This window comes from Antarcticimicrobium sediminis, assembly GCF_004348975.1.
Taxonomy (GTDB): domain Bacteria; phylum Pseudomonadota; class Alphaproteobacteria; order Rhodobacterales; family Rhodobacteraceae; genus Antarcticimicrobium; species Antarcticimicrobium sediminis.
In genome coordinates this window covers 90,475-113,198 of record NZ_SMFP01000010.1, presented here as the reverse complement: position 1 = coordinate 113,198, position 22,724 = coordinate 90,475, and the positions used below count along the sequence as shown (strand labels likewise).

General features: G+C 62.2%; 21 protein-coding genes and 1 other RNA gene. 6 read left to right on the top strand and 16 right to left on the bottom strand.

The window, feature by feature from the left end:
* Positions 1-4 precede the first annotated feature (4 nt).
* From E1B25_RS15280 to E1B25_RS15265, 4 genes are all read right to left on the bottom strand, one after another.
* Entirely contained in the window at positions 5-2,188 is a 2,184-nt protein-coding gene (locus E1B25_RS15280; protein ID WP_132830385.1) for a heavy metal translocating P-type ATPase, read from the bottom strand.
* A gap of 3 nt (positions 2,189-2,191) precedes the next feature.
* On the bottom strand, positions 2,192-2,650 hold the full coding sequence (locus E1B25_RS15275) for a FixH family protein (protein WP_132830384.1): 459 nt from the start codon (positions 2,648-2,650) through the stop codon (positions 2,192-2,194).
* Between the two features lie 3 nt (positions 2,651-2,653).
* Complete coding sequence (gene ccoG / locus E1B25_RS15270) at positions 2,654-4,090, bottom strand: cytochrome c oxidase accessory protein CcoG (RefSeq protein WP_206338558.1); 1,437 nt, start codon at positions 4,088-4,090, stop codon at positions 2,654-2,656.
* A 107-nt stretch (positions 4,091-4,197) separates the two neighbouring features.
* The gene (locus E1B25_RS15265) at positions 4,198-5,082 is read right to left on the bottom strand and encodes a LysR family transcriptional regulator (protein WP_132830382.1); all 885 of its coding nucleotides are present in this window, start codon (positions 5,080-5,082) and stop codon (positions 4,198-4,200) included.
* A 116-nt stretch (positions 5,083-5,198) separates the two neighbouring features.
* Here E1B25_RS15265 and E1B25_RS22175 point away from each other — a divergent pair, with 116 nt between their 5' ends.
* Complete coding sequence (locus E1B25_RS22175) at positions 5,199-5,339, top strand: hypothetical protein (RefSeq protein ID WP_165937632.1); 141 nt, start codon at positions 5,199-5,201, stop codon at positions 5,337-5,339.
* 183 nt (positions 5,340-5,522) lie between these two features.
* On the opposite strand, the gene ccoP is transcribed toward E1B25_RS22175, so the two are convergent.
* Genes ccoP through ccoN form a run of 4 tightly spaced genes read right to left on the bottom strand, consistent with a single transcriptional unit; the run spans position 5,523 to position 8,932 of the window.
* Positions 5,523-6,392, bottom strand: coding sequence for a cytochrome-c oxidase, cbb3-type subunit III (gene ccoP, locus E1B25_RS15260; RefSeq protein WP_132830381.1), 870 nt, complete (start codon positions 6,390-6,392; stop codon positions 5,523-5,525).
* The gene (locus tag E1B25_RS15255) at positions 6,389-6,574 is read right to left on the bottom strand and encodes a cbb3-type cytochrome c oxidase subunit 3 (RefSeq protein ID WP_132830380.1); all 186 of its coding nucleotides are present in this window, start codon (positions 6,572-6,574) and stop codon (positions 6,389-6,391) included. Before E1B25_RS15255 ends, ccoP begins: the two co-directional genes overlap by 4 nt.
* Positions 6,575-6,584: 10 nt before the next feature.
* Positions 6,585-7,316, bottom strand: coding sequence for a cytochrome-c oxidase, cbb3-type subunit II (gene ccoO, locus E1B25_RS15250; RefSeq protein WP_132830379.1), 732 nt, complete (start codon positions 7,314-7,316; stop codon positions 6,585-6,587).
* A gap of 14 nt (positions 7,317-7,330) precedes the next feature.
* On the bottom strand, positions 7,331-8,932 hold the full coding sequence (ccoN, locus tag E1B25_RS15245) for a cytochrome-c oxidase, cbb3-type subunit I (RefSeq protein WP_132830378.1): 1,602 nt from the start codon (positions 8,930-8,932) through the stop codon (positions 7,331-7,333).
* 200 nt (positions 8,933-9,132) lie between these two features.
* On the opposite strand from ccoN, the gene E1B25_RS15240 reads away from it, so the two are divergent.
* A complete protein-coding gene (locus tag E1B25_RS15240; protein WP_132830377.1) occupies positions 9,133-9,972 on the top strand; it encodes a universal stress protein in 840 nt (279 codons plus the stop codon).
* Between the two features lie 410 nt (positions 9,973-10,382).
* Here E1B25_RS15240 and fnrL read toward each other — a convergent pair whose 3' ends face one another.
* Positions 10,383-11,126 carry a transcriptional regulator FnrL gene (gene fnrL / locus E1B25_RS15225; protein WP_132830375.1) on the bottom strand — a complete coding sequence of 248 codons (744 nt, stop codon included), beginning with the start codon at positions 11,124-11,126 and terminating at the stop codon, positions 10,383-10,385.
* A gap of 65 nt (positions 11,127-11,191) precedes the next feature.
* Between fnrL and hemN the strand changes: the two genes are divergently transcribed.
* Positions 11,192-12,547: an oxygen-independent coproporphyrinogen III oxidase gene (hemN, locus tag E1B25_RS15220; RefSeq protein WP_132830374.1), complete on the top strand. Its 1,356-nt coding sequence runs from the start codon at positions 11,192-11,194 to the stop codon at positions 12,545-12,547.
* A gap of 42 nt (positions 12,548-12,589) precedes the next feature.
* Here the strand turns inward: hemN and E1B25_RS15215 are convergent, their stop codons facing one another.
* From E1B25_RS15215 to E1B25_RS15195, 5 genes are all read right to left on the bottom strand, one after another.
* Positions 12,590-14,167, bottom strand: coding sequence for an ABC transporter ATP-binding protein (locus E1B25_RS15215; protein WP_132830373.1), 1,578 nt, complete (start codon positions 14,165-14,167; stop codon positions 12,590-12,592).
* Entirely contained in the window at positions 14,164-15,276 is a 1,113-nt protein-coding gene (locus E1B25_RS15210; protein WP_132830372.1) for an ABC transporter permease, read from the bottom strand. The genes E1B25_RS15215 and E1B25_RS15210 overlap by 4 nt, the downstream gene beginning before the upstream one ends.
* 2 nt (positions 15,277-15,278) lie before the next feature.
* Complete coding sequence (locus E1B25_RS15205; RefSeq protein WP_132830371.1) at positions 15,279-16,361, bottom strand: microcin C ABC transporter permease YejB; 1,083 nt, start codon at positions 16,359-16,361, stop codon at positions 15,279-15,281.
* Between the two features lie 19 nt (positions 16,362-16,380).
* Entirely contained in the window at positions 16,381-18,321 is a 1,941-nt protein-coding gene (locus E1B25_RS15200) for an extracellular solute-binding protein (RefSeq protein WP_132830370.1), read from the bottom strand.
* A gap of 172 nt (positions 18,322-18,493) precedes the next feature.
* On the bottom strand, positions 18,494-18,997 hold the full coding sequence (locus E1B25_RS15195) for a c-type cytochrome (RefSeq protein WP_132830369.1): 504 nt from the start codon (positions 18,995-18,997) through the stop codon (positions 18,494-18,496).
* A 120-nt stretch (positions 18,998-19,117) separates the two neighbouring features.
* Here E1B25_RS15195 and E1B25_RS15190 point away from each other — a divergent pair, with 120 nt between their 5' ends.
* On the top strand, positions 19,118-19,951 hold the full coding sequence (locus E1B25_RS15190; RefSeq protein WP_132830368.1) for a prephenate dehydratase: 834 nt from the start codon (positions 19,118-19,120) through the stop codon (positions 19,949-19,951).
* 66 nt (positions 19,952-20,017) lie between these two features.
* Here E1B25_RS15190 and E1B25_RS15185 read toward each other — a convergent pair whose 3' ends face one another.
* Positions 20,018-20,485, bottom strand: a complete 468-nt coding sequence (locus E1B25_RS15185) for an SRPBCC family protein (RefSeq protein WP_132830367.1) — start codon at positions 20,483-20,485, stop codon at positions 20,018-20,020.
* A 39-nt stretch (positions 20,486-20,524) separates the two neighbouring features.
* Entirely contained in the window at positions 20,525-21,508 is a 984-nt protein-coding gene (gene nudC / locus E1B25_RS15180) for an NAD(+) diphosphatase (protein ID WP_132830366.1), read from the bottom strand.
* Positions 21,509-21,756: 248 nt separating this feature from the next.
* Between nudC and ffs the strand changes: the two genes are divergently transcribed.
* Both ffs and E1B25_RS15170 read left to right on the top strand, forming a co-directional pair.
* Positions 21,757-21,853, top strand: an RNA gene (gene ffs / locus E1B25_RS15175) — signal recognition particle sRNA small type.
* Between the two features lie 326 nt (positions 21,854-22,179).
* Positions 22,180-22,641, top strand: coding sequence for a bacteriohemerythrin (locus E1B25_RS15170; protein WP_132830365.1), 462 nt, complete (start codon positions 22,180-22,182; stop codon positions 22,639-22,641).
* Positions 22,642-22,724 lie beyond the last annotated feature (83 nt).

Sequence of the window (22,724 nt, the reverse complement as noted above, 5' to 3'; positions counted from 1 at the left end):
TGGCTTACCTCAGTCTCAGCGCGTTCAGCGAAACCGTAATCGACGAGGACGACATCGCCAATGCGGCAATCAGCGGCGTCGCCAGCCCCGCTACCGCCAGCGGCACCGCGATCAGGTTATAGACCGTGGCGATGCGAAAGTTTTCACGGATGCGCCGCGTCGCCTTGACGGCGGTGTCGCAGGCATCGGGAATCGGAGACAAATCCTGTCCCAACAGCACGATATCAGACGCCACGCGCGCGGCGTCGAGCGCGGAGGCAGGCGAAATCGACACATGCGCGGCGGCAAGCGCGGCGGTGTCATTCAGCCCGTCGCCGACCATCAGAACCTTCTTGCCCTCATCGGTCAGTGTGGCGATGCGCGCGGCCTTGTCCTGTGGCAGGGCCTCGGCCACCCATTTGACGATGCCCAGACGCTGCGCCAGCGCCTCGACCGCGCCAGCGGTGTCGCCAGAGATCAACAGCACCTCTTTCCCTGATTTTTGCAGCGCCGCCACCGCCTCGGCCGCACCGGGGCGCAGCGCGTCAGAGAAATAGAACGGATGCGGTTCGCCCTCGCCGACTGAAAGCCAAGCGACCGTGCGGACCCCCTGCGTCGCCCCGACCCAAGCGGCCCGGCCCAAGCGCACCTGACGCCCGCGCCAGACCCCCTGCGTGCCAAAGCCCGGCACCTCGCTCAGATCGCTGACCTTGGCCGGTGTGATCCCAGCCTCACGCGCCGCGCGTGTAAGCGCGACAGACAGCGGGTGCGACGAGCCTTCGGCCAGCGCCAGCGCGATTTCCAGATCGGCGCTGGTGTGATCGCCCAGATTGGTCAGCTCCGGCGTGCCAGCTGTCAGGGTGCCGGTCTTGTCGAACACCACGGTATCAACCTGCGACAACCGCTCCAGCGCGGTCGCATGTTTGATCAACATTCCCTTGCGGAACAGCCGCCCCGAGGCGGCGGTGGTCACCGCAGGCACCGCAAGACCCAGCGCACAGGGACAGGTGATGATCAACACGGCGGCGGCAATGTTCAGCGCGGTGCGCAGATCCCACGTATACAGAAACCAGCCCGCAAAGCTGAGCGCCGAAAGAATATGAACCCCCGGCGCATAGAGCCGCGCCGCCTTGTCGGCCAGCGAGGTATAGCGCGAGCGCCCGGATTCCGCGATCGCCACCAGATCGGCAATCCGGTGCAGCGAGGTATCCTCGCCCACCGCGCTGGCGCGCACGGTCAAGGGGCCGGTCAGGTTGACCTCACCCGCCGACACGCCAAAACCCGGTTCGGCATAGACCGGCACGGTTTCCCCGGTCAGCAGCGAGCGGTCAAGTTCCGAGCGGCCCTCGGTGATTTCACCATCGACCGGCATCCGCCCACCGGGGCGCACCCGGATCAGGTCGCCGATCTTCAACGCGGAAACAGAGACCTCCTCTTCGGTCCCGTCTGCGGTCAGCCTTAGGGCGCGGGGCACCTCCAGCGCGGTCAATTCCTCGGCGGCGGAACGCGCCACGGCACGGGTGCGATAGTCGAGATAGCGACCGGCCAACAGGAAGAAGGTCAGCGTCAGCGCGGCGTCGAAATAGGCATGCGCCCCCGACAGCGAGGTTTCCCAAAGCGAGGTGACCAGCGCCAGCACGATGGCCAGCACGATCGGCACATCCATGTTCAACCGGCCCACCGACAGCGCCGCCCAGGCATTGCGGAAAAACGGCTGCGCCGAAAACGCGATGGCAGGAAGGGTGATCGCGGCCGAGATCCAGTGGAACATGTCGCGCGTCGCGTCGCTGGCCCCGGACCAGACCGAAACCGACAACAGCATCACGTTCATCGAGGCAAAGCCCGCAACCGCCAGCCGCATCAACAGGTCGCGCCCGGCCCGGTCGGTCTGGGTCGCCTGCAGCGCGCCGGGGTCAAGTTCATGCGCCTCATAGCCCGCGCGTTGCAGAACCGGGATCAGGTCGACGGCGCGAATATCCGGATCGGCCTCGATCATCGCGCGTTTGAGTGTCAGGTTGACCCGCGCCGTCTGCACCCCCGGGGTCGCGGCCAATTCACGCTCGACCGTCGAGATACAGGCCTGACAATGGATGCCCGGCAACGACAGCGCGATACGGGCATCTTTCGGCGCCTCTTCGATCGGCTTGACCGGAGCGGCAAGACAGCCGGGACAGGCGGCCGCCGATGGGGGGCGAAGTTCAGCTGTCATGTCTCAGCCATTCACATAGAACACCAGACGCTGGATGAAATCGGTGCCGTCCGCGGCCTTGGCCTTGAGGCGCAGATCCCATTTCCCCGGGCGCAGTTCGACCGGGGCGGTATAGGCCACACCGTCGAATTCAAACGCCGGGGTCACGTCGTCCTTGCGCTCGGTTGCGCGGCCGATGGTGGCATCCATTGCCGCCACCCGGACCGGCGCGCCCTGACTGTCGCTGATCGCCATGATCATCAACCCGCCGCTGTGCCTTACGTCGACGCTCCAGCCCAGCGCCTCTTGCGCGGCGCGACGGTTGTCGAACTCTTGGCTGGCGACATAGGAATTCGCGACTTCGAGCCCGGGAAAGGTGCTGACCGCACTATACGCCAGCCAGAGGTTCACCCCGATGATCACCCCGAAGGCCCCGACAAAGACCATCAAAGCATGACGTCCGGTGAATTCGCGTTCCGCCATGGTTCAGTTCTCCCGACCGTTGAAGGTGCTGTCCCTGAAGGCGCGCTCGCCGCTGTCCAGATCCTCGATCCAGAATCGCAGATCGCTGGCCTGGGCATTCGCAGGCGCCGACCCCTTGGGCGCCACAACATAGACCCTTTGAAGATGGGCCGTGTCCGCCGGAACATCAACCGTGTCCGTGGCCACCCCTTCCAGCTGGATGCTCAGGGCCGGGTCGCCCACCAGCGACATTTTGAACGGACGCACCTCGCCATGCTTGTTGCGCAGTCGGATATCATAGGTGTTGCGGATCGAGCCATCCGACAAGGTGACAAAGGTCGGGTTGCGCACCGGTGCCACGGTCAGGTCGATATCGGCGCGGATGAACAGCGCAAAGACCAGCCCGAAGCCCACCAACGCCCACAACACGGTGTAGAAGATGGTGCGCGGACGCAGGATATGCTTCCAGATGTTCTTCGGCGCGGTGCCAGCCCGCTCTGCCGCCTCGTCGCTCAGCGCCATATAGTCGATCAACCCGCGCGGCTTGCCGATCTTGTCCATCGTGTCGTCGCAGGCGTCAATGCACAGCCCGCAGGTGATGCAGGCCAGTTGCTGGCCATCGCGGATGTCGATCCCCATCGGGCAGACGTTGACGCAGGCCATACAGTCGATGCAGTCGCCACGTTCCTCGGAGCCCTCACCCTTGCGGAGTTTGCCGCGCGGCTCACCACGCCACTCGCGATAGCCAATGGTGATCGTGTCCTCGTCCATCATCGCCGCCTGAATACGCGGCCAGGGGCAGGCATAGATACAGATCTGTTCGCGCGCGAACCCGCCAAAAAGGAAGGTCGTGGCCGTCAGCACCGCGATGGTCATATAGGCGACCGGGTGGACGTGCAGTGAGAGGATATCCAGAACCAGCGTCGGCGCGTCCGTGAAATAGAACACCCAAGCCCCGCCGGTCGCCACCGAGATCAGCAGCCAGGCCGTCCATTTCGTGAGTCGCAGCCGGACCTTGCGGAAATCGAGCTTTTTCTGCCGGTGCAGGCGCAGCCGCGCATTGCGATCACCCTCGACCCAGCGTTCGACCAGAATGAACAGGTCAGTCCAGACCGTCTGCGGGCAGGCATAGCCGCACCAGACCCGGCCCAGCGCCGAGGTGAACAGAAACAGCCCCAAACCGGCCATGATCAACAGACCGGCGACGAAATAGAATTCATGCGGCCAGATCTCGATCCAGAAGAAGTAAAAGCGGCGATTCGCCAGATCCAGCAGCACAGCCTGATCCGGAAGCGCCGGGCCACGATCCCAGCGAATCCAAGGGGTCATATAATACAGCCCCAGCATGAGGCTGAGCAGCCCCCACTTGAGATAGCGGAACTTTCCCGACACGCGACGGGGATAAATCGGCTCCCGAGCGGCATAAAGGCTGGGGGCTGAGGGGGAATCGCTCACGGACATACTCCGGCTGGTCTTTGGGGTTGGGGCCTTGTCACACCTGACGCGGCACGTGACCTTGATATGGGTCAAAACATACGCGGGTTAATGCACATCGGGAAGGCAGGTTTTCAATGCGCTCTTGTGACGCGCGCCTCGCGCCGCAACCACGCGACAAAAGCACGGGCGGCGGGGCGCAATACGCCGGGCCGTGTGACGATGTGATAGCGGGCGTCGTGGCGCATCTCGAACAGCTCGACCAGACGACCTGCGGCAAGGTCGGGTTCGACAAAAAGGCGCACGGTGATCAGCACCCCCAACCCCTGACGTGCGCTTTCCAGCATCAGATTACCGGGAAGCTGGGTCCGACGGCGGGCCGCCCCGGGCGCGGCGCCATGGGTCTCCAGCCATGTGCTGGCCTCGTTGGTGCCCAGTTCTTCGATCCAGGGCAGATCAACCAGATCGGCGGGGTGCCCGACCTGTCGGCCCTGCAACAGCGCTGGCGCGGCAACCACGATCAGTTGCGCGTCCAGCAGTGCTTCGCTTTGCAACCCCGGCCAGGGCCCCTTTCCATGGCGCAGCGCCAGATCAATGCCGCCGGGTGTCAGATCGACAAGCTGTGGCGTCGGATCGACGCGCAGGTTGATATCGGGATGGGTCTGAGAAAACCCGGCCAGGCGCGGCATCAGCCAAGCCCCCGCAAAACTGGGCGTGACCGAGACATGCAGCGGCCGGTCGGCGCCCCGGCCCGTCAGCTCCTGCACCGTGGCCGAGATGGTGCCGAACCCCAACGCCAGCGAATCGGCCAATTGCCGCCCCTCGGCCGTTAGCCGCAACGCCCGGCCGGTCCGGTCCAACAGCGGCACGCCCATATATCGCTCAAGCGCGCGCAACTGCTGGCTTACAGCCGCGTGGCTGATGTTCAGCGCCGCGCCAGCGTCGCTGAGCTTGCCTGCTTCGGCAAAGGCGGAAAAGGCACGCAGCGCCGAAAGCGGCGGCATCGTCAGCCAGTCCATATGTAAGCCTCACTTACAGGATGCATGCCCAATTGAGTCGCATCCTGACCCGGCCTCAGTCAAGCCTGTCCTCACAGATCAAACCGCAGATCAAACCACAGACACAGGAGGGGACGATGATCGTCATCTATGCCCAGAGTTTCATGACCGCCACCCGCACCGGCCCCGTCGCGATCAAGCCCATGCCGCCCGCAACAGTGGCAGGCCACAGGCCCGCCCGCCCCTGGTGGCTGGCCTGGGCTTTCGGCCAAGGCTGAGCGCACGACAAAACCGAACGGGCCCGCCCATTTCCGAAGAGATGGACGGGCCCGCAATCGCGTGAAGATTTGAATTCAGAGCTTGGTCGGCGTCGGCTTCTCAGGAAACGCGCGAACAGATCGAAAAGCCGACGCCGTGCCTCCGGACCGCAAGGACGGTCCGGAGGTATTTCACATCACAGGCTATTCGCCGCCGCCCAACTGGTGGACATAAAGCGCAGCCGCCCGGATCTGATCTTCGCTCAGACGCAGGCCCCACGCGGGCATCACGCCAAAGCGGGCGTTGGTGACTGTCTCCTTGATGGTGTTGAAATCCCCCCCATAGAGCCAGATCGCATCGGTCAGGTTCGGCGCACCCTGGGCCCGATCGCCGGTGCCTGCCTCCATGTGACAGGCCGCACAGTTGTCCGCAAACACCACCGCGCCGGCATCGACCATTGCCGCATCCTGCGGAGTGCCCGAAAGCGACATGACGAAGTTCGTCACCTGATCAATCTCGTCCTCGACCAGCAACTCGTCACGGCCAAAGGCGGGCATCGCGGAATACCGCGCATCTGCGTCGTCCTCGTTGCGCACGCCGTGCGAGATCGTGGTGTGGATGTCTTCGATGCTGCCGCCCCAAAGCCAGTCGTCATCCAGCAGGTTGGGATAGCCCTTGGCGCCAGCCGCGCCAGACCCGTGACACTGGGCGCACCAAGTCTTGAACACCGCACCCCCGGCCGAAACCGCATAGGTGTTGAGCTCCGGATTGGCCGGGATCTCGGTCAGCTCGGCCGAGACCAGTTCAGCATTGATCGCCGCGTTGGCCTCGTTCACCGCATCGATCTCGACCTGGACATCACCGCGGGTGGACCAGCCAAGCAGGCCGGTGGTCGCGCCCTTGATCCCCGGCCAGGCCGGGTAGGCGATCGAATACGCGATGGCCCAGATGATGCAGACATAGAAGGTCCACAGCCACCAACGCGGCAGCGGATTGTTGAACTCTTCGATGCCGTCCCAGCTATGGCCGGTGGTTTCCGGATCGCCCTTTTGTCTTTGGGGTGCCTTGCTCATGTCCGGGCCTCCTTATCCGTGGCCGGTTTGTCGTCATGCCGGAAAGGGATATCAGCCGTGTCGCGATAGGTCTTGCTGCTGCCCGGGCGGAACACCCAGACAACAACCCCGACAAAGAAGGCAAATAGCGCAAGCAGCATCCAGCTATCTGCGAATTCCCTGAGAAGCGTATAGATTTCCATGTGTCCCTCCTCAGCGGCTGGCGTCAGGCGTGAAGGTCGAGAAATCGACCAGCGTGCCCAACATTTGCAGATAGGCGATCAAGGCATCCATCTCGGAAACCCCGGGCAACCCGTCAAAGTTGCGTACATTCACGCTGCTTTCACCATAGCGTTCGACCAACCCGTCATAATCGCTGTCGGGGTCGGACTGCGCAAGAAAGTCGGCCTGCCCAGTTTTCAGCATGTCTTCGGTATAGGGCACGCCAACGAAGGCATGCTGAGACATGACGTCCTCAATATAGCGCCCATCAACCTCGGTGTGCTTGAGGAAGCCATATTTCGGCATCACCGATTCAGGTACCACCGATTGCGGGTTCGTCAGGTGATCCACGTGCCATTCGTCCGAATAGCGCCCACCGACCCGGGCCAAGTCAGGCCCGGTCCGCTTGGAGCCCCACTGGAACGGGTGGTCGTACATCGACTCCGCCGCCAGCGAATAGTGGCCATAGCGTTCGACCTCGTCCCGCATGGGACGGATCATCTGGCTGTGACACACATAGCAGCCTTCGCGAATATAGATCTCGCGCCCGGCCAGTTCGAGCGGGGTGTAAGGGCGCATGCCCTCCACCTTCTCGATGGTGTTTTCCAACCAGAACAGCGGTGCGATCTGCACGATGCCGCCGATGGTCACGACCAAAAAGCTGAATACCAGCAGGAGGGTCGCGTTGGTCTCGATGATTTTATGCTTGTCGAGAATTGCCATTGCTCCAGCCCTCCTTATTCAGCCGGGACCACGGTCGCGAGGCTTTCTTTAGCCGGCGCCCGCTTAACGGTCATCCACAGGTTATAGGCCATTATGAGACCGCCGGTGAGGTACATGACCCCGCCCAGACCGCGCACCACATACATCGGATGCTTGGCCGCCACGGTATCCGCGAAAGAGTTCACCAAGAACCCGTTTGCGTCCACTTCGCGCCACATCAGACCTTCCATGATGCCGGTGACCCACATCGACGCCGCGTAGAGCACGATGCCGATGGTCGCCAACCAGAAGTGCCAGGACACCATCTGCAGGCTGTACAGGCGTTCACGCTTCCACAGCACGGGCACCAGGAAGTACAGCGCCCCAAAGGTGATCATCCCGTTCCAGCCCAATGCGCCGGAATGCACGTGACCAATGGTCCAGTCGGTATAGTGCGACAGCGAGTTGACCGAACGGATCGACATCATCGGCCCCTCGAATGTGGACATGCCGTAGAAGCCGACCGAAATCACCATCATGCGGATGACAGGGTCGGTGCGCAGCTTGTCCCACGCCCCCGACAGTGTCATCAGCCCGTTGATCATGCCGCCCCAAGAGGGCATCCAAAGCGCAATCGAGAACACCATGCCCAGCGTCGTGGCCCAGTCGGGCAGCGCGGTATAGTGCAGGTGGTGCGGACCGGCCCAGATATAGATGAAGATCAGCGCCCAGAAGTGGATGATCGACAGTTTATAGCTGAACACAGGGCGCTCGGCCTGTTTCGGGATGAAATAATACATCATGCCCAAGAACCCCGCCGTCAGGAAGAACCCGACCGCGTTATGACCATACCACCACTGGGTCATCGCATCCTGTACGCCGGACATCACCTGAACCGAACGCGAGCCCCAGATCGAAATCGGGATCGAGATGTTGTTGACCACGTGTAGCATTGCGACAGTGACGATGAAGGACAGATAGAACCAGTTGGCGACGTAGATATGGGGTTCCTTGCGCTTCATGATCGTGCCCAGGAACACCGCCAGATAGGCGACCCAGACAATCGTCAGCCACAGGTCCACATGCCACTCCGGCTCGGCGTATTCCCGGGATTGGGTCGCGCCCAGCAAATAGCCGGTGGCGGCCAGCACGATGAACAGCTGATAGCCCCAGAACACGAACCAGGCCAGGTTGCCGCCCCAAAGCCGTGCGGCGCTGGTCCGCTGAACAACAAAGAAGGAGGTTGCGATCAGCGCGTTGCCGCCAAAGGCAAAGATCACCGCACTGGTGTGCAGCGGACGCATACGACCGAAGTTGCCATGCCCGTTCAACCATTCAAAGTTGAGCTGCGGGAAGGCCAGCTGAAATGCGATGAAGGTGCCGACCAGAAAGCCGACCACGCCCCAGAACACCGTCGCGATCACGCCGGCGCGCACGACGCTGTCGAAGTATTCGTTTTGCGGGTTCGCGGGCATCGGTTCGCCCGTTCTGCGCAAGGTGAAGAGAAACAGACCACCGGACACCAGCAAAATAATCGTTGCGTGCACCAAGTAAGCTGTATCGCGCGCGTAGTTCATTGCCATTGCCGAGAACAACGCAATCAAACCAAGCGCGATTAGCTTGAGAGTATTAGACATTTCATGTCCCTTTTCCTTGTCCCGCGCGATTCTTCCGTCGCGCCAAACGGATTCAGACCGATCGTTTGATGCAGGAGCACCCCCGCCATCGCTTTGATCTGTATCAAAACACACTTGCCAAATCTATGAGAGGCATCGACACTATCCTGTAAAGGCTTCCGAATGTAGATGAAGCCAGATGAAAAGACAACGAGGTGCCAATGGCTTACAAAACCCTGCTGACCGTCCTGACGGATCCGAAAGTGTCAGACGCGGCGCTGGAGCAACTGGTCGCGCTGGCCGGCGCACAGGACGCCCACGCCGAGGCGCTTTGCTTGGGCGTAGATCGGACGCAGACCGGATATTATTATGCCGGGGCCAACGCGATGATCCTGCAAGAAACGCTGGAGCGCGCCACCGCCGAGGCCGAGGCGACACTGGCCTATGCCAAGGAAAAACTGGGCAAATCGGGCGTGCGCTGGTCAGCCGAGGATGGCGTGGCGCAGATCGCGGATCTGGGGCGTCATGTGGCCTATCGCGCTCGGTTTGCCGATCTGGTGGTGCTGCCGCGCCCCTATGGTGACGGCCACGGCGCCGAGGCCGAGCCGATTGTCGAAGCCGCGATGTTTGACGGACATGCGCCGGTTCTGGTGGTGCCAGACGGGGCCACCCCGATCAGCCAGCCCGGCACGGTTCTGGTCGCTTGGAACGAAAGTGTCGAGTCGATGTCGGCGATCCGCAAGGCGATGCCGTTTCTGACCGCCGCCGAACAGGTGCGAATCGTGGTGATCGACCCGCCGCAGCACGGGCCGGAACGCTCGGACCCCGGTGGGCTGCTGTCGCAGATGTTGTCGCGCCATGGTGTGAATTGCGAAATCGACGTGCTCAGCAAAACCATGACACGGGTCTCGGACGTGCTGAACCGCCACGCCGCCGATACCAGCGCCGACATGATCGTGATGGGGGCCTATGGCCATTCGCGCTTTCGCGAGGCGATTTTGGGCGGCGCCACCCGCAACATGCTGGAACAGGCCAAGGTTCCGGTCTTCATGGCCCATTGATCCGGATCTGATGCCGGGCTCCGGCCCGGTGATGCTTCGGTTTTGATCCACCAGTTCACGGGGTGCGGCCTGACGGTCGCACCCCGTTTTCGTCTCTCACGTTTCAGTTCAGGACATAGTGCATCCCCTGAAACTGGGCCCGGAGCGCCGCCGTGTCAGCGGCCAGCGCCTGCGGGTCAGTGCTGCGCAGCCCGTTCATGTCGCCTTCGACCGGGGCAATTGGCAGCCCGATACCGCAGGCCAGAAACCCGGCCTTGCGCAGCGTTTTCGACGCCGTCCCGCACGAAAACGCTGCCGCTCACCGCGCTGCGCACCTTTGAGGCGGCGGCGCGGCTGGGCGGGTTTGCCGCCGCAGCGCAGAGGTTGGAGGGGACGCAGGGGCTAAGGGAGACTGGGTAAGGAGCGGAGCCCTAGCCCAGAAAGCCGCCGTCGGCATCATCGCCAGCTTCGTCCATCAGCCGGCGCATATCGGGAATGGTGACATGGCGCTTGCCTTCCAGCTGGATCACCCCGTCCTTCTTCAGCGCCGACATCTGGCGGCTGACGGTTTCCAGCGTCAGGCCCAGATAATCCGCCATCGCCTCCCGCGTCAGCGGCAGGTCAAAGACCATCGGCCCCGACGGACCGTTGGGGCTGAGCGAGGCATCGCGCCGGGCAACGATCGACAGCAGCGAGGCGATCTTTTCGCGCGCGGTCTTGCGGCCAAGAACCAGCATCCATTCGCGCGCCGCGTCCAGTTCGTCCAGCGTCATCTCAAGCAGGCGATGGGCGATATGCGGGGTGCGCTCCATCATCTCTTCAAAGGGTTTCTTGCGGAAGCAACACATCACGACATCTGTGGTGGCCGTGACATCATAGGCCGCCCCGTCGCGCCCCGGGCGACCGACGAAATCGCTGGGCAGCAGCAAGCCCACCATCTGGGTGCGCCCGTCTTCCATCGTCTGGGTCAGCGAGGCGATGCCAGAGACGACCGACCCCACGAATCCCATCTTGTCACCCGACCAGATGATCGTCTGGCCCGCCTCGAAGTTGCGATAATACTTGATTTCTTCAAGCTCATTGAGCTCGTCCACTTCGCATCGCGCACAAACAGCGCGGTGGCGAATCGGACAGTCCGAGCAGTTTCCAGGAGTCATTTGAGTTTGCACGGACATGAGAGGGAACCTCAGTTGATCTGGGTCAAAGAATAGACATCTCGGACACCCTTAAGCTTAATCATATGTCTCTAAAATCTCAATTGTCCAAGCTGGGATTATTTGACGCGAAAGTTCCGCGTTATACCAGCTATCCCACCGCGCCGCATTTCGGTACCGGCGTTGGGCCTGAACAGTTTTCCGACTGGATCACGGCGGTGCCGGCGGGGGGGGCAATTTCGCTCTACGTGCATGTGCCGTTCTGCCGCCGACTGTGCTGGTTCTGCGCCTGCCGTACCCAGGGCACCCAGACCGACGCCCCCGTCATCGCCTACCTCGAAACCCTGAAGGCCGAGCTTGCCCTGTTGGGCCAACGCCTTCCCGAGGGGGTGACCCTGTCGCGGCTGCACTGGGGCGGCGGCACCCCGACCCTGCTGACTCCGGCGATGATGACAGAGCTGGCCAAGGCGATCTTTGACGTCGCGCCGATGGGCCCGGACGCCGAGTTTTCTGTCGAAATCGACCCGAACGAGATTGACGCGGCGAGGCTCGACGCGCTGGCGGCGGCGGGCATGACCCGGGCCTCGATCGGGGTACAGGATTTCGACGAGGAGATCCAAAAGGCCATCGGTCGCATCCAAAGCTATGAGCTGACCCGCCAAACGGTGGAGATGATTCGCGCCCACGGCATCGAAAGCCTGAACGCCGACATCCTGTTCGGCCTGCCGCACCAGACCCGGACGCGGATGACCGAAAGCGTGCAAAAACTGCTGTCGCTCACCCCCGACCGGGTGGCGCTTTATGGCTATGCGCATGTGCCGTGGATGGCCAAACGGCAACAACTCATCCCCTCCGACTCTCTGCCCACCCCCGAGGATCGGCTGGATCTGTTCGACACCGCCCGCCGGCTGTTCCACTGGGACGGCTATGCCGAGATCGGGATCGACCATTTCGCCCGCCCCGACGACGGGCTGACCCGGGCGCAACAGGCCGGCACGTTGCGGCGCAATTTTCAGGGCTATACCGACGATCAGGCCGAGGTTCTGATCGGCGTCGGGGCCTCGTCAATCTCGCGGTTTCCGCAGGGCTACGCTCAGAATGCCCCGGCCACCTCGACCCATACGGCGGCGATTCGCGCCGGGCGGTTTTCGACAGCACGCGGTCATGTGTTTCACGGCGAGGACAGGATGCGCGGGCGCATGATCGAAATGCTAATGTGCGACTTCCGCATAGATGGCGACGAAATTCGCACCCGGTTCGAGGTCGCGCAAAGCAGGCTTGAAACGATGTTCAACGCGGCCGAGCGCGCCTTTCCGAACATGCTGGCGCACCACGACAACGTGCTGGAGATCAAACCTGAAGCGCACCCGCTGACCCGCATGATCGCGCGCAGTTTCGACGCCTATGACCTAAGCAAGGCGGGCCACAGTTCGGCGATCTGAAGACACCACGGCACAGAGGGAAGCAATCGCCGGAAAAGGCGCCTATCCCGCCGCCGCGATCAGCGCGCGGGTGTATTCGGTCTGGGGCGCATTGAACATCTGCTCTGCCAGCCCGGCCTCGACGATATCGCCCTGTTTCATCACCATCACCTTGTGCGACATCGCCCGCACCACCCTGAGATCATGGCTGATGAACAGATAGGCCAGCCCGTATTTGCGCTGCAGATCACGCAGCAGGTTCACGATCTGCACCTGCACCGTCATGTCCAATGCCGAGGTCGGCTCGTCCAGAACCAGCAGGCGCGGGCGCAACACCATGGCGCGCGCAATGGCGATGCGCTGGCGCTGCCCGCCCGAGAATTCATGCGGATAGCGGTCCATCGCCGCCGGGTCCAACCCGGTTTCGACCATCACTTCACGCACCAACTCGCGCGGGGCACGGTGCGGGTCGACCTTGTGGATAGCCAACCCCTCGGCGATGATCTGGGCGCAGGTCATCCGCGGGCTGAGCGAGCCGAACGGATCCTGAAACACCACCTGCATGTCCTTGCGCAGCCGCCGCAATTCGCGCGTGGACCATTGCCGGATATCCTGCCCGTCAAAGGTGATCCCCCCGTCCGAGGCGATCAGCCGCATCAGCGCCAGCGCCAAGGTGGTCTTGCCCGATCCGCTTTCGCCTACGATGCCCAGCGTCTCGCCCGCGCGCACCGAAATCGACGCATCGTTGACCGCGCGCACATGATCGACCGTCCGGCGCATAAACCCCTGCTGGATCGGGAACCAGACCCGCAGGTGATCCGATTGCAGGATCTCCGGCGCCCCCTCCGGCACCGGGTCCGGCGCCCCCGAGGGTTCGGCGGCGAGCAGCTTTTTCGTATAGGGATGTTGCGGGTTCGCGAACAGCTCCGCAGTCGGGCCGGACTCGACGATCTCGCCATCCTTCATCACGCAGACCCGATCCGCCACCCGTCGCACGATGCCCAGATCATGGGTGATGAACAGCAGGCCCATCCCCTCGCTTGCCTTCAACTCTTCCAGCAGATCAAGGATCTGCGCCTGAATCGTCACGTCCAGCGCCGTCGTCGGCTCATCCGCGATCAGGATATCGGGCTTGTTCGACAGTGCCATGGCGATCATCACCCGCTGCCGCTGCCCGCCGGACAGTTGATGCGGATAGGCCCCTAGCCGGGTTTCCGGGTCGCGGATGCCGACGCGAGTCAACAACTCAAGGATTCGGGTCCGGGCCGCCGCGCCCACCAGCCCCTGATGCAGCGCCAGCGATTCTTCCAGTTGCTTTTCGATCGTGTGCAGCGGGTTCAGCGAGGTCATCGGCTCCTGAAAGATAAAGCTGATGTCATTGCCGCGCACCTTGCGCAGCTGCGCCTCGGAGGCGCCGATCATCTGCTGGCCCTTGTAGGTGACCGATCCTTCGACCTGTGCATTCTCGCTCAGCAGCGACACGGTGGACAGCGCCGAGACCGACTTGCCCGAGCCGGACTCGCCCACCAGCGCCACGGTTTCGCCCTTGTCGACAGAAAAGGAAACGCCGCGAACGGCGGGCATGCTCTGCCCGTCCTGACGGAACGAGACGGACAGGTTTTCAACCTCCAGAAGGCTCATTGAAAGGTCTTTCTCGGGTCAAAGGCGTCGCGCACCCCTTCAAAGATGAAGACCAGCAGCGACAGCATGATGGCAAAGGTAAAGAAGGCGGTGAAGGCCAGCCAAGGCGCCTGCAGGTTCTGTTTCGCCTGCAAGGTCAGTTCGCCCAGCGACGGTGCCGACGACGGCAGGCCAAAGCCAAGGAAATCAAGACTGGCCAGCGCGCCGATGGTGCCGGTGACGATAAAGGGTAGCATGGTCAGCGTCGCCACCATCGCGTTCGGCAGCATGTGGCGGAACATGATGGTCAGGTTGCCCACGCCCAGCGCCTTGGCGGCACGGACATATTCCAGATTGCGCGCGCGCAGGAATTCCGCCCGCACCACGCCCACCAGCGAGGTCCAGGAGAACAGCACCATCAACGCCACCAGCAACCAGAAGCCGCGCCCGAGAATGGCAAACATGATGATGATGACATACAGCGACGGCGTGGCGGACCAGATTTCGATCATCCGCTGAAAGATCAGATCGACCCAGCCGCCGAAAAACCCCTGAATGGCGCCCGCAGACACCCCCAGCAGACTGGCCGCGCCGGTGACCAGCAGCGTGAACAGGATCGACAGCCGGAAGCCATAGATCACCCGCGCCAGCACGTCGCGTTTGGTGTCGTCGGTGCCCAGCCAGTTCTGCGCATTGGGCGGCAGCGGCGCCGCGCCGGGCCGATCAACCGTGGTGTTGAAGGAATAGGGAATCGGCGGCCAGATCGCCCAGCCGCGCTGAAACCCTTCCGCGGTCTTGTCGAACGTGCCCTGCTCGATCTCCGCCATGATCTCATCAGGGATGTCGAAACAGTCCTCCAGCCCGCCCGAGGCGATCAGGCATTGCACCTCGGGGTCGCGATAGATTGCCTCGGTCTGGAAATCACCGCCAAAAGCGGTCTCGGGATAGAAGTTGAACACCGGCATGTAATAGCCGCCCCGGTATTGCACGAGGATCGGTTTGTCGTTGGCCAGAAACTCGGCGAACAGCGACAGGCCGAACAACACGGTAAAGATCCACAGCGACCAAAGGGCCCGACGGTTGCGTTTGAAATTGCGCCAACGGCGCTGATTCAGAGGAGAAAGCGCCATGCCTATCCCTCCCGCTTTTCGAAATCGATCCGCGGATCAATCAGAACGTACATAAGATCGCTCAGAATCCCCACCACAAGGCTCATCAGCCCGAAGATGAACAAGGTGCCGAAGATCACCGGATAATCCCGCGCCACCGCCGCCTCGAACCCGAGCCGGCCCAGCCCGTCAAGCGAGAAGATCGTCTCGATGATCAGCGAGCCGGAAAAGAAGATGCCTATGAACACCGCCGGAAACCCGGCGATCACGATCAGCATGGCGTTGCGGAACACATGGCCATACAGAACCGCGCTCTCGCTCAGCCCCTTGGCACGGGCGGTCATGACATAGTGTTTCTTGATCTCGTCCAGAAAGCTGTTCTTGGTCAACAGCGTCAGCGTCGCAAAGGCCGAGATGGTCGAGGCGATGACCGGAAGCGCAATATGCCAGAAATAGTCCCCGGCCTTGCCGATCAGGCTCAGATCCTCCCAGTTGTCCGAGGTCAGGCCGCGCAACGGGAACACCTGCCAATACGAGCCGCCGGCAAACAGGACCAGCAACAGGATCGCGAACAGGAACCCCGGAATCGCATAGGCCACGATGATCAGCCCGCTGGTCCAGGTGTCAAAGCCGGTGCCGTCCTTCACCGCCTTGCGGATCCCCAGCGGGATCGACACAAGATAGGCGATGATGGTGGACCACAGCCCCAAACTGATCGACACCGGCATCTTTTCCAGCACCAGATCGGTCACCCCGATCGAGCGGAAATAGCTCTGCCCGAAATCGAGCCGCATGTAATTCCACATCATGTTGAGAAAGCGTTCCAGCGGCGGTTTGTCGAACCCGAATTCGCGCTCCAGCTCGGCGATGAATTCTGGCGGCAGGCCACGGGACCCGACATAGCGTTCGTTCGCCCCGGTCTGGACCTGCACATCGGCCCCGCCACCGGCAAAGCTTTCGAACACATCGCCGCCCCCTTCCATCTGGGCGATGATCTGTTCCACCGGACCACCGGGGACGAATTGCACCAGCACAAAGTTGATGACCATGATTCCCAACAGCGTCGGAATCACCAGCAACAGGCGGCGGAGGATATATGCTCCCATCGGGACGGCAGACCTTTTGTTACTGTCGCAATGCGCCAGAGGATGTCAGCGCGGCGGCCTTGTCGGCATCAACCCACCACAGATCCTCGATGCCCAGCGCATAGGGCGGCAGGATCTCGGGATAGGCGTACTTGTCCCAATAGGCCACCCAGTATTTGCCCAGATACCACGTCGGCACCATGAACCGCCGGGCCCGCAGAACCCGATCCAGCGCGCGGGTATTCGCGCTCAGATCCTCCCATTCACGCGCCGAAACGATATTGTCGATCAAGGCCTCGATATCCGGCCCGTGAATGCCAGCGGGGTTAAACACGCTATAGGCCGCCGCCTCGCTGCCATATTGCTGATACAGCCCGGTCGATGGCTGCAACGAGGTGCGGTAGCCCGCCGAGATCATGTCGAAATCACGCTCGCGTCGGCGCAGGGTGAACTGCGCGTTGTCGATCCGGTTATAGCTGGCGTCGATCCCCATCACCTGCAGGTTGTCCACGAAGGGCATCACGATCCGGTCCATCACCGGGTCGTCGGACAGAAACTCGATCCGCAGGGTCTGGCCCTGTGCATTGCGGCGCACGCCATCATCGCCCACCGCCCAGCCAGCCGCGTCCAGAAGTTTCATCGCCTTGCGCAGATTGCCCCGGTCGGTCTGGCGGTCGGCGCGGCTGGAATGGGCCATCACCGGCTCGGATTCCAGCAACGCAGGGTCAAGATCATCGCCCAGCGCCTCCAGCACCGCGCGTTCGCGCCCCTCGGGCAGCCCCTTGGCCTCCAACGGGCTGTTCTGCCAAAAGGACTGGCGCTGGCGGAACAGGCCGTACTGCAGGCTCTCGTTGGTCCACTCAAAGTTAAAGGCCAGCTGCACCGCCTCGCGCACGCGGATGTCCTGAAACTGTGGACGGTCCATGTTCATCACGAAGCCGGTCGCATCCGGAACATTGCCGTCCTCAAGTTCCTCGCGCAGAACCCAGCCCTTGTCGATCGCCGGGAAATCATAGGCGCTCGCCCAGCTTTTCGAGTTGTTCTCCTGCCGCAAGGTGAATTCACCGGCCTTGAAAGCCTCCAGTGCCGCGATGGAATCAGAAAAATACTCGATCCGGATGGTCTCGTAATTGTTCCGCCCCACATTCACGTTCACATGATCGCCCCAATAGTCGGGGTTGCGCTTGTAGACCACGCGGCGGTTGATGTCATAGCTGTCGAGCACATAGGGGCCGCTGCCGATACCCGGCTCCATCCGTGGCTTGTCGATGCGGCGATTGTCGGGATCGGCTTCGAACCATGCTTTCGAGAACACCGGCGTACCGCCGACCTGGGTGATCAGCGCCCGGCGCGAAATATCCGGGGCGAAATAGAATTTCACCCGATGCGGCCCCAGCGCCTCGGCCTTGGGGATACGGCGGCGCACCGCCTCGGCATAGGATTGCAGCCCCTGTTCCAGCAGGATGTTGTGGGAAAAGACCACATCCTCGGCGGTGACCGGGGTGCCATCGGAAAACCGCGCTTCGGGGCGCAGGTTGAAGATCACCCAATCCTGACTTTCCGGGTATTCCAGACTTTCGGCCAGCAACCCGTAATAGGCCGCCGGCTCGTCATAAGAGGGGAAGAGCAGCGATTCATATTGCTCCCCCGAACGCGCGCCGGCACGGCCCTGACGGGTAAAGGGGTTGAAGTTGTCAAAGGTGCCCTGTGCGGCATAAGACAGCTCGCCCCCCCGGGGCGCATCAGGATTCACATAGTCGAAATGCGCGAATCCCTCGGGGTATTTCAGCTCTCCGAATTCAGAGAACCCATAGCTTTTTGTGACCACCTCTTGCGCCGAGAGCAGAGTCGCGAACCCGACCAGAAAAATCAGTGCAAGCCCCAGAATCGGCCCCCGGTGGGCGACGTCGCGCCGCGCAATGGCACGGGCCTGATGGTGTGCTTGCGCTCTGGTGCGCTGCGGTCCACGGTTCGGGATCATCCGGCGTATCCTCTTCTGAAACAGGCAGATCTGCCTCTTTGGGTCGAGATGTAAGCTAATGGTCCGCCCGGTCCATATTCAAGTTGCGATTGCGTGAACCGGGGTCGCAAACATGCAAAAGCCGCTGCGGCAAGGCAGCGGCTTTCAAAACGTGGTCGGCAAGAAACGAAGATCAGTCGTCCAAGCTGTCAAGATAGGCAATGACGTTGACCCGGTCCTGCTGCTTTTTGAGGCCGGCAAAGCTCATCGCGGTGCCCGGCACCACGGCGCTCGGCTTGGTCAGGTAGGCGTCCAGCGCCTCGGGTGTCCAGTCGCCGCCATGGTCAACCATCGCGCCGGTATAGCCAAAGCCGTCGATCGAGGCGACCGTACGGCCAACCACGCCATAAAGCGACGGGCCCGTTGCATTGGCGCCCTCTTCGATCTTGTGGCAGGCTTGGCATTTCTTGAACACCTTGGCGCCCTTGCCGACATCGGCCGAGGCCATCAACTCTTCAAAGCTGACTTGGACAACCTCTTCGGTGGCGCCCTCGTCTTCCATCTCGATCACATAGGACGCCTCACCGTGCCCGCCCGTGTGATAGATCCCCTCGGCCGCCCATTTCGCCAGAAGGAGCACCAGGAAGGCACCCAGAAACCCGGCGGCAGCTTTGGTTACTGTCATAGTGTCAAACATTGATCGCACGTCCATTCTAACTGTTTGCGAGGGTGTCTAAGGCTTCCCCTTGCTCGTGGCAAGGTATAGACGGCACGACCAAACGACCAAATCGCTCATTGTTGCACGGAATCCAAATCCATGACCAACCGCATCGCCTTTCAGGGGGAACCTGGCGCCTATAGCCACGAGGCCTGCCGCAAGGCCCGCCCGGAGATGGAGGCCCTGCCCTGCCGCACCTTCGAGGACGCAATCGAGGCGGTGAAATCGGGCCGCGCCGATCTGGCCATGCTGCCGGTGGAAAACTCCACCTATGGCCGGGTAGCGGACATCCACACGCTGTTGCCCCAATCCGGCTTGAAGATCATCGAAGAGGCCTTTGTGCGGGTGCGCATCAACCTGTTGGGCGTGCCCGGCGCGCAGTTGTCCGACATCACCCACGCGATGAGCCACACCGTCCTTCTGGGACAGTGCAAGGATTTCCTGCAACAGCATGACATCCACCGCATTACCGGCGCCGATACTGCCGGATCCGCGCGGCAGGTCTCCGAAGCCGGCGTGCCGGCGACTGCGGCGCTGGCCAGCGAATTGGCGGGCGAGATCTATGGCTTGACGGTGCTGGCGCGCCATATCGAGGACGAGTCGACCAACACCACCCGGTTTCTGATCATGTCGCGCGAGGCCGACTTCAGCCATCGGGGCCGCAACGGGATGATCACCAGCTTTGTGTTTCAGGTGCGCAACATTCCTGCCGCCCTCTATAAGGCGATGGGCGGCTTTGCGACCAACAGCGTCAACATGACCAAGCTGGAAAGCTATATGGTCGACGGCTCGTTCACCGCGACCCGGTTCTATGCCGATATCGAAGGGCACCCCGAGGATCCCAACGTCCAACTGGCGCTGGACGAACTTGGCTATTTTACCACCGATGTGGAAATCCTGGGCGTCTACCCGGCCTCACCCGAGCGCGGCTAACAGGCACGGCTGACAGGTGCAGCTGACCGGCCGCGCCTCAATTCAGGTACAGTCTCAGCCTCAATCTCAGGCACTGTGGGGCTGTCGATCCTCGACGGATTTGGCGAAGTCGGCCACTTTCAGCTTGAACCGCTTGGTCAGGTTTCCCTTGGCCAGTTTCAGCGATTGCAGAAACAGCCGCGCCGACAGCGTCTTGGGCGCGAGGTTCAGCGTGATCGCCATCCGGGTGCGACGCGGCGACAAGGCGACCAGATCCACCGACATAAGGCCGGTCAGGCCCGCACTTTCGGATTCAAATTCGACCCCCTCGGGCGACTCAAACCGCGACAGGGTCAGATGCAATTTGCGCCGCTTGCCGCGCAGATCAAACGCGGCATTCCAAGCCAGACCGGGCGCGACAGCAGCCGTGTCATCAACCCGCTCCACCTCGATCCCGCGGCGGATCACCGACCGCTCGAACATCTCGAAATCACTGATGGCGGCAAAGACCGCCTCGATCGGGGCGTCGATATCTTCTTTGCTCGAAAACTGCATACCTGATCCAATTCTTACCGTATTGCCGCAAGTGTCCCTTCAATCCAGCGTATCTGCAAGCCAGTTTTGCAGCAGAAAATGCGCGATCGCCCCCTTGCGGGCGGGCTTGATCGTCGGATGCTCCCCGGCAAAGGCCGTCATCATGTCGGCGCGGCTGACCCAAAGCGCATCCTCGATTTCCTTGGCGTCGATGGTGATCTCGCGCGCCAGCGCCTCGCCGGCGCAGCCAAACATCAGCGAGGCCGGGAACGGCCACGGCTGGCTCGCCAGATAGCGCACGGCCCCGACCGGCACACCGGCTTCTTCCATCACCTCGCGGCGCACCGCGGCCTCCATCGTCTCGCCCGGCTCGATGAACCCTGCGAGCAGCGAATACATGCCCTCGGGCCAACCCGGCGAGCGGCCCATCAGCACCGCGTCGCCATTGGTGATCAGCATGATCACCACCGGATCGGTGCGCGGGAAATGGTGGCAGGCACAGGCCGCGCAGTCCCGCTGCCACCCTGCCTGCGCGATCACGCTCTCAGCACCGCAGCGGGCGCAAAACCGATGCGTGGCATGCCAGCCGATGATCGCCTTGGCGGTGGCGGCCAGTTCGGCGTCGCGCGGACTCAGCCGGGTCATCACCCGGCGCAATTCGCCAAAGGCGGTGTCGTCGGGCAGATCGGGATGGCGCTGTTCAGAGCCATCCACGAAACTGCCCAATGCGCCATAGTCCAGCACCTCGGGCTCCCAGCGGGAAATGTCATGGGCGAAAATCGCGGCACCTCCCTCCTCCACGCCGAGCAGAACCGGTTCGCGGATCGCCTTGCCCAGACCGGCGGACAGCAGTGGGTGATCCATCCCGATCAGCCCCAGCGCGTCCAGCCCATCCCCGCGCAACAGCGGCTTGCCCCGCCACATCAGCAGACACCGCGCCGCCGGATCGGCCATCGCCCGCGCCAATGCCGCCGCATCGCCGCGAATCTCTGCCGCCCGATTCAGGCCGGAGCCGCCGAAGGTAACCTGTTCTGCCGTTCTCATCGCCGCCTGCCTTTTCGTTCGTCCACCAACAATCCCGGGCTGCCACGGCAGGCGGCCCAACTCAACCGATTTCCACCGGGACGCCCCGTCAGCGCCGGGAAAAGCGCGCCTCTGGTGCGGGAGCGCATTTGCACGAACTAACCGGGCGCCAAGGGAGGGAAACCACGGCGGCCCCTCGGGTTTGGCAGAGCATCAAAAGCCCATCGCACTCCCTTGTCATCGACGCGTCCGCGTCCTATGTAGGCGTCGAGAGGTTGGCGCGGGCAGGCACCTCGCCAACCCGGTCAGATCCGGAAGGAAGCAGCCGTAACGAGCCCCGCTTGGGTCGTTGTCCAGCCTCTCACCTTACCCCCCGGCATGAGTCTCCGCCATCAGGCGACCGCCCCTTTGCGGTCTCGTCGGGCGAATCATCCCCTCTTGCCACCGAACCCGCTCCCTGCGACCTGCCCGCATCGGGCCTTGATCTGCGGCTTTCCTTTTTGAAGCGGCACTCAGGCCTTTTTGAAGCGGCGCTCAGGCGTTCAACCTATGCGGCTCCGAAATGCCACCCGAAAGAAATTCGACGCGCCTCAATCAGGCATAGCGAAACCAGCGCATCTGGATCCAAATATATACAGTTATTAGAATATAATTAAAAACGGAACTATTTCGGTCAAGCGCGCAACACAACCTTGACGCGCCAGCCTTCGGCGGTGTTCATTTCCTTATTCAAAATTACTGACCACAAAGCCAAAGGCCCCCACTCCATGAAATGGCAGCCACAATTCGCTACGGGTGATGCGCAGATCGACGAACAACACAAGATGCTGTTCGCCACGTCCGAGCAATTTCGGCAAACGCTGGAGGCCGGTGAAGGTGAAAAAACCTATGATCTGTTTTTGGATTTCCTGAATGCTTATTGCGAAATGCATTTCTCGGTCGAGGAGGACTGCATGTTCGCCTACAAATGCCCCGTCGCAAAAGAAAACAAGCACGAACACGGCCTGTTTCTGAAACTGCTCGACAAGGAAAATACCCACTACCACGACCACGGCTTTGACGCCGCCCGGGCGATGGCGATGCTGGACAAGTTGGACAACTGGTTGGCAAGCCACATTTGCCGGATTGATGTCCGGCTCAAGGAATCCGTCTGACCAAGTCCGACCCGTGCCGGGCCATACGGCAAAGCGTCGCCGCGCGGCCCGGTGAACGCGTCTAGCTGGTGGACGCGCCGCGC

Excerpts from the sequence above, each read along its gene's own strand:
- E1B25_RS15280 (WP_132830385.1), bottom strand. The coding sequence starts at position 2,188 with ATGACAGCTGAACTTCGCCCCCCATCGGCGGCCGCCTGTCCCGGCTGT.
- E1B25_RS15275 (WP_132830384.1), bottom strand. The coding sequence starts at position 2,650 with ATGGCGGAACGCGAATTCACCGGACGTCATGCTTTGATGGTCTTTGTC.
- ccoG (WP_206338558.1), bottom strand. The coding sequence starts at position 4,090 with ATGTCCGTGAGCGATTCCCCCTCAGCCCCCAGCCTTTATGCCGCTCGG.
- E1B25_RS15265 (WP_132830382.1), bottom strand. The coding sequence starts at position 5,082 with ATGGACTGGCTGACGATGCCGCCGCTTTCGGCGCTGCGTGCCTTTTCC.
- E1B25_RS22175 (WP_165937632.1), top strand. The coding sequence starts at position 5,199 with ATGATCGTCATCTATGCCCAGAGTTTCATGACCGCCACCCGCACCGGC.
- ccoP (WP_132830381.1), bottom strand. The coding sequence starts at position 6,392 with ATGAGCAAGGCACCCCAAAGACAAAAGGGCGATCCGGAAACCACCGGC.
- E1B25_RS15255 (WP_132830380.1), bottom strand. The coding sequence starts at position 6,574 with ATGGAAATCTATACGCTTCTCAGGGAATTCGCAGATAGCTGGATGCTG.
- ccoO (WP_132830379.1), bottom strand. The coding sequence starts at position 7,316 with ATGGCAATTCTCGACAAGCATAAAATCATCGAGACCAACGCGACCCTC.
- ccoN (WP_132830378.1), bottom strand. The coding sequence starts at position 8,932 with ATGTCTAATACTCTCAAGCTAATCGCGCTTGGTTTGATTGCGTTGTTC.
- E1B25_RS15240 (WP_132830377.1), top strand. The coding sequence starts at position 9,133 with ATGGCTTACAAAACCCTGCTGACCGTCCTGACGGATCCGAAAGTGTCA.
- fnrL (WP_132830375.1), bottom strand. The coding sequence starts at position 11,126 with ATGTCCGTGCAAACTCAAATGACTCCTGGAAACTGCTCGGACTGTCCG.
- hemN (WP_132830374.1), top strand. The coding sequence starts at position 11,192 with ATGTCTCTAAAATCTCAATTGTCCAAGCTGGGATTATTTGACGCGAAA.
- E1B25_RS15215 (WP_132830373.1), bottom strand. The coding sequence starts at position 14,167 with ATGAGCCTTCTGGAGGTTGAAAACCTGTCCGTCTCGTTCCGTCAGGAC.
- E1B25_RS15210 (WP_132830372.1), bottom strand. The coding sequence starts at position 15,276 with ATGGCGCTTTCTCCTCTGAATCAGCGCCGTTGGCGCAATTTCAAACGC.
- E1B25_RS15205 (WP_132830371.1), bottom strand. The coding sequence starts at position 16,361 with ATGGGAGCATATATCCTCCGCCGCCTGTTGCTGGTGATTCCGACGCTG.
- E1B25_RS15200 (WP_132830370.1), bottom strand. The coding sequence starts at position 18,321 with ATGATCCCGAACCGTGGACCGCAGCGCACCAGAGCGCAAGCACACCAT.
- E1B25_RS15195 (WP_132830369.1), bottom strand. The coding sequence starts at position 18,997 with ATGTTTGACACTATGACAGTAACCAAAGCTGCCGCCGGGTTTCTGGGT.
- E1B25_RS15190 (WP_132830368.1), top strand. The coding sequence starts at position 19,118 with ATGACCAACCGCATCGCCTTTCAGGGGGAACCTGGCGCCTATAGCCAC.
- E1B25_RS15185 (WP_132830367.1), bottom strand. The coding sequence starts at position 20,485 with ATGCAGTTTTCGAGCAAAGAAGATATCGACGCCCCGATCGAGGCGGTC.
- nudC (WP_132830366.1), bottom strand. The coding sequence starts at position 21,508 with ATGAGAACGGCAGAACAGGTTACCTTCGGCGGCTCCGGCCTGAATCGG.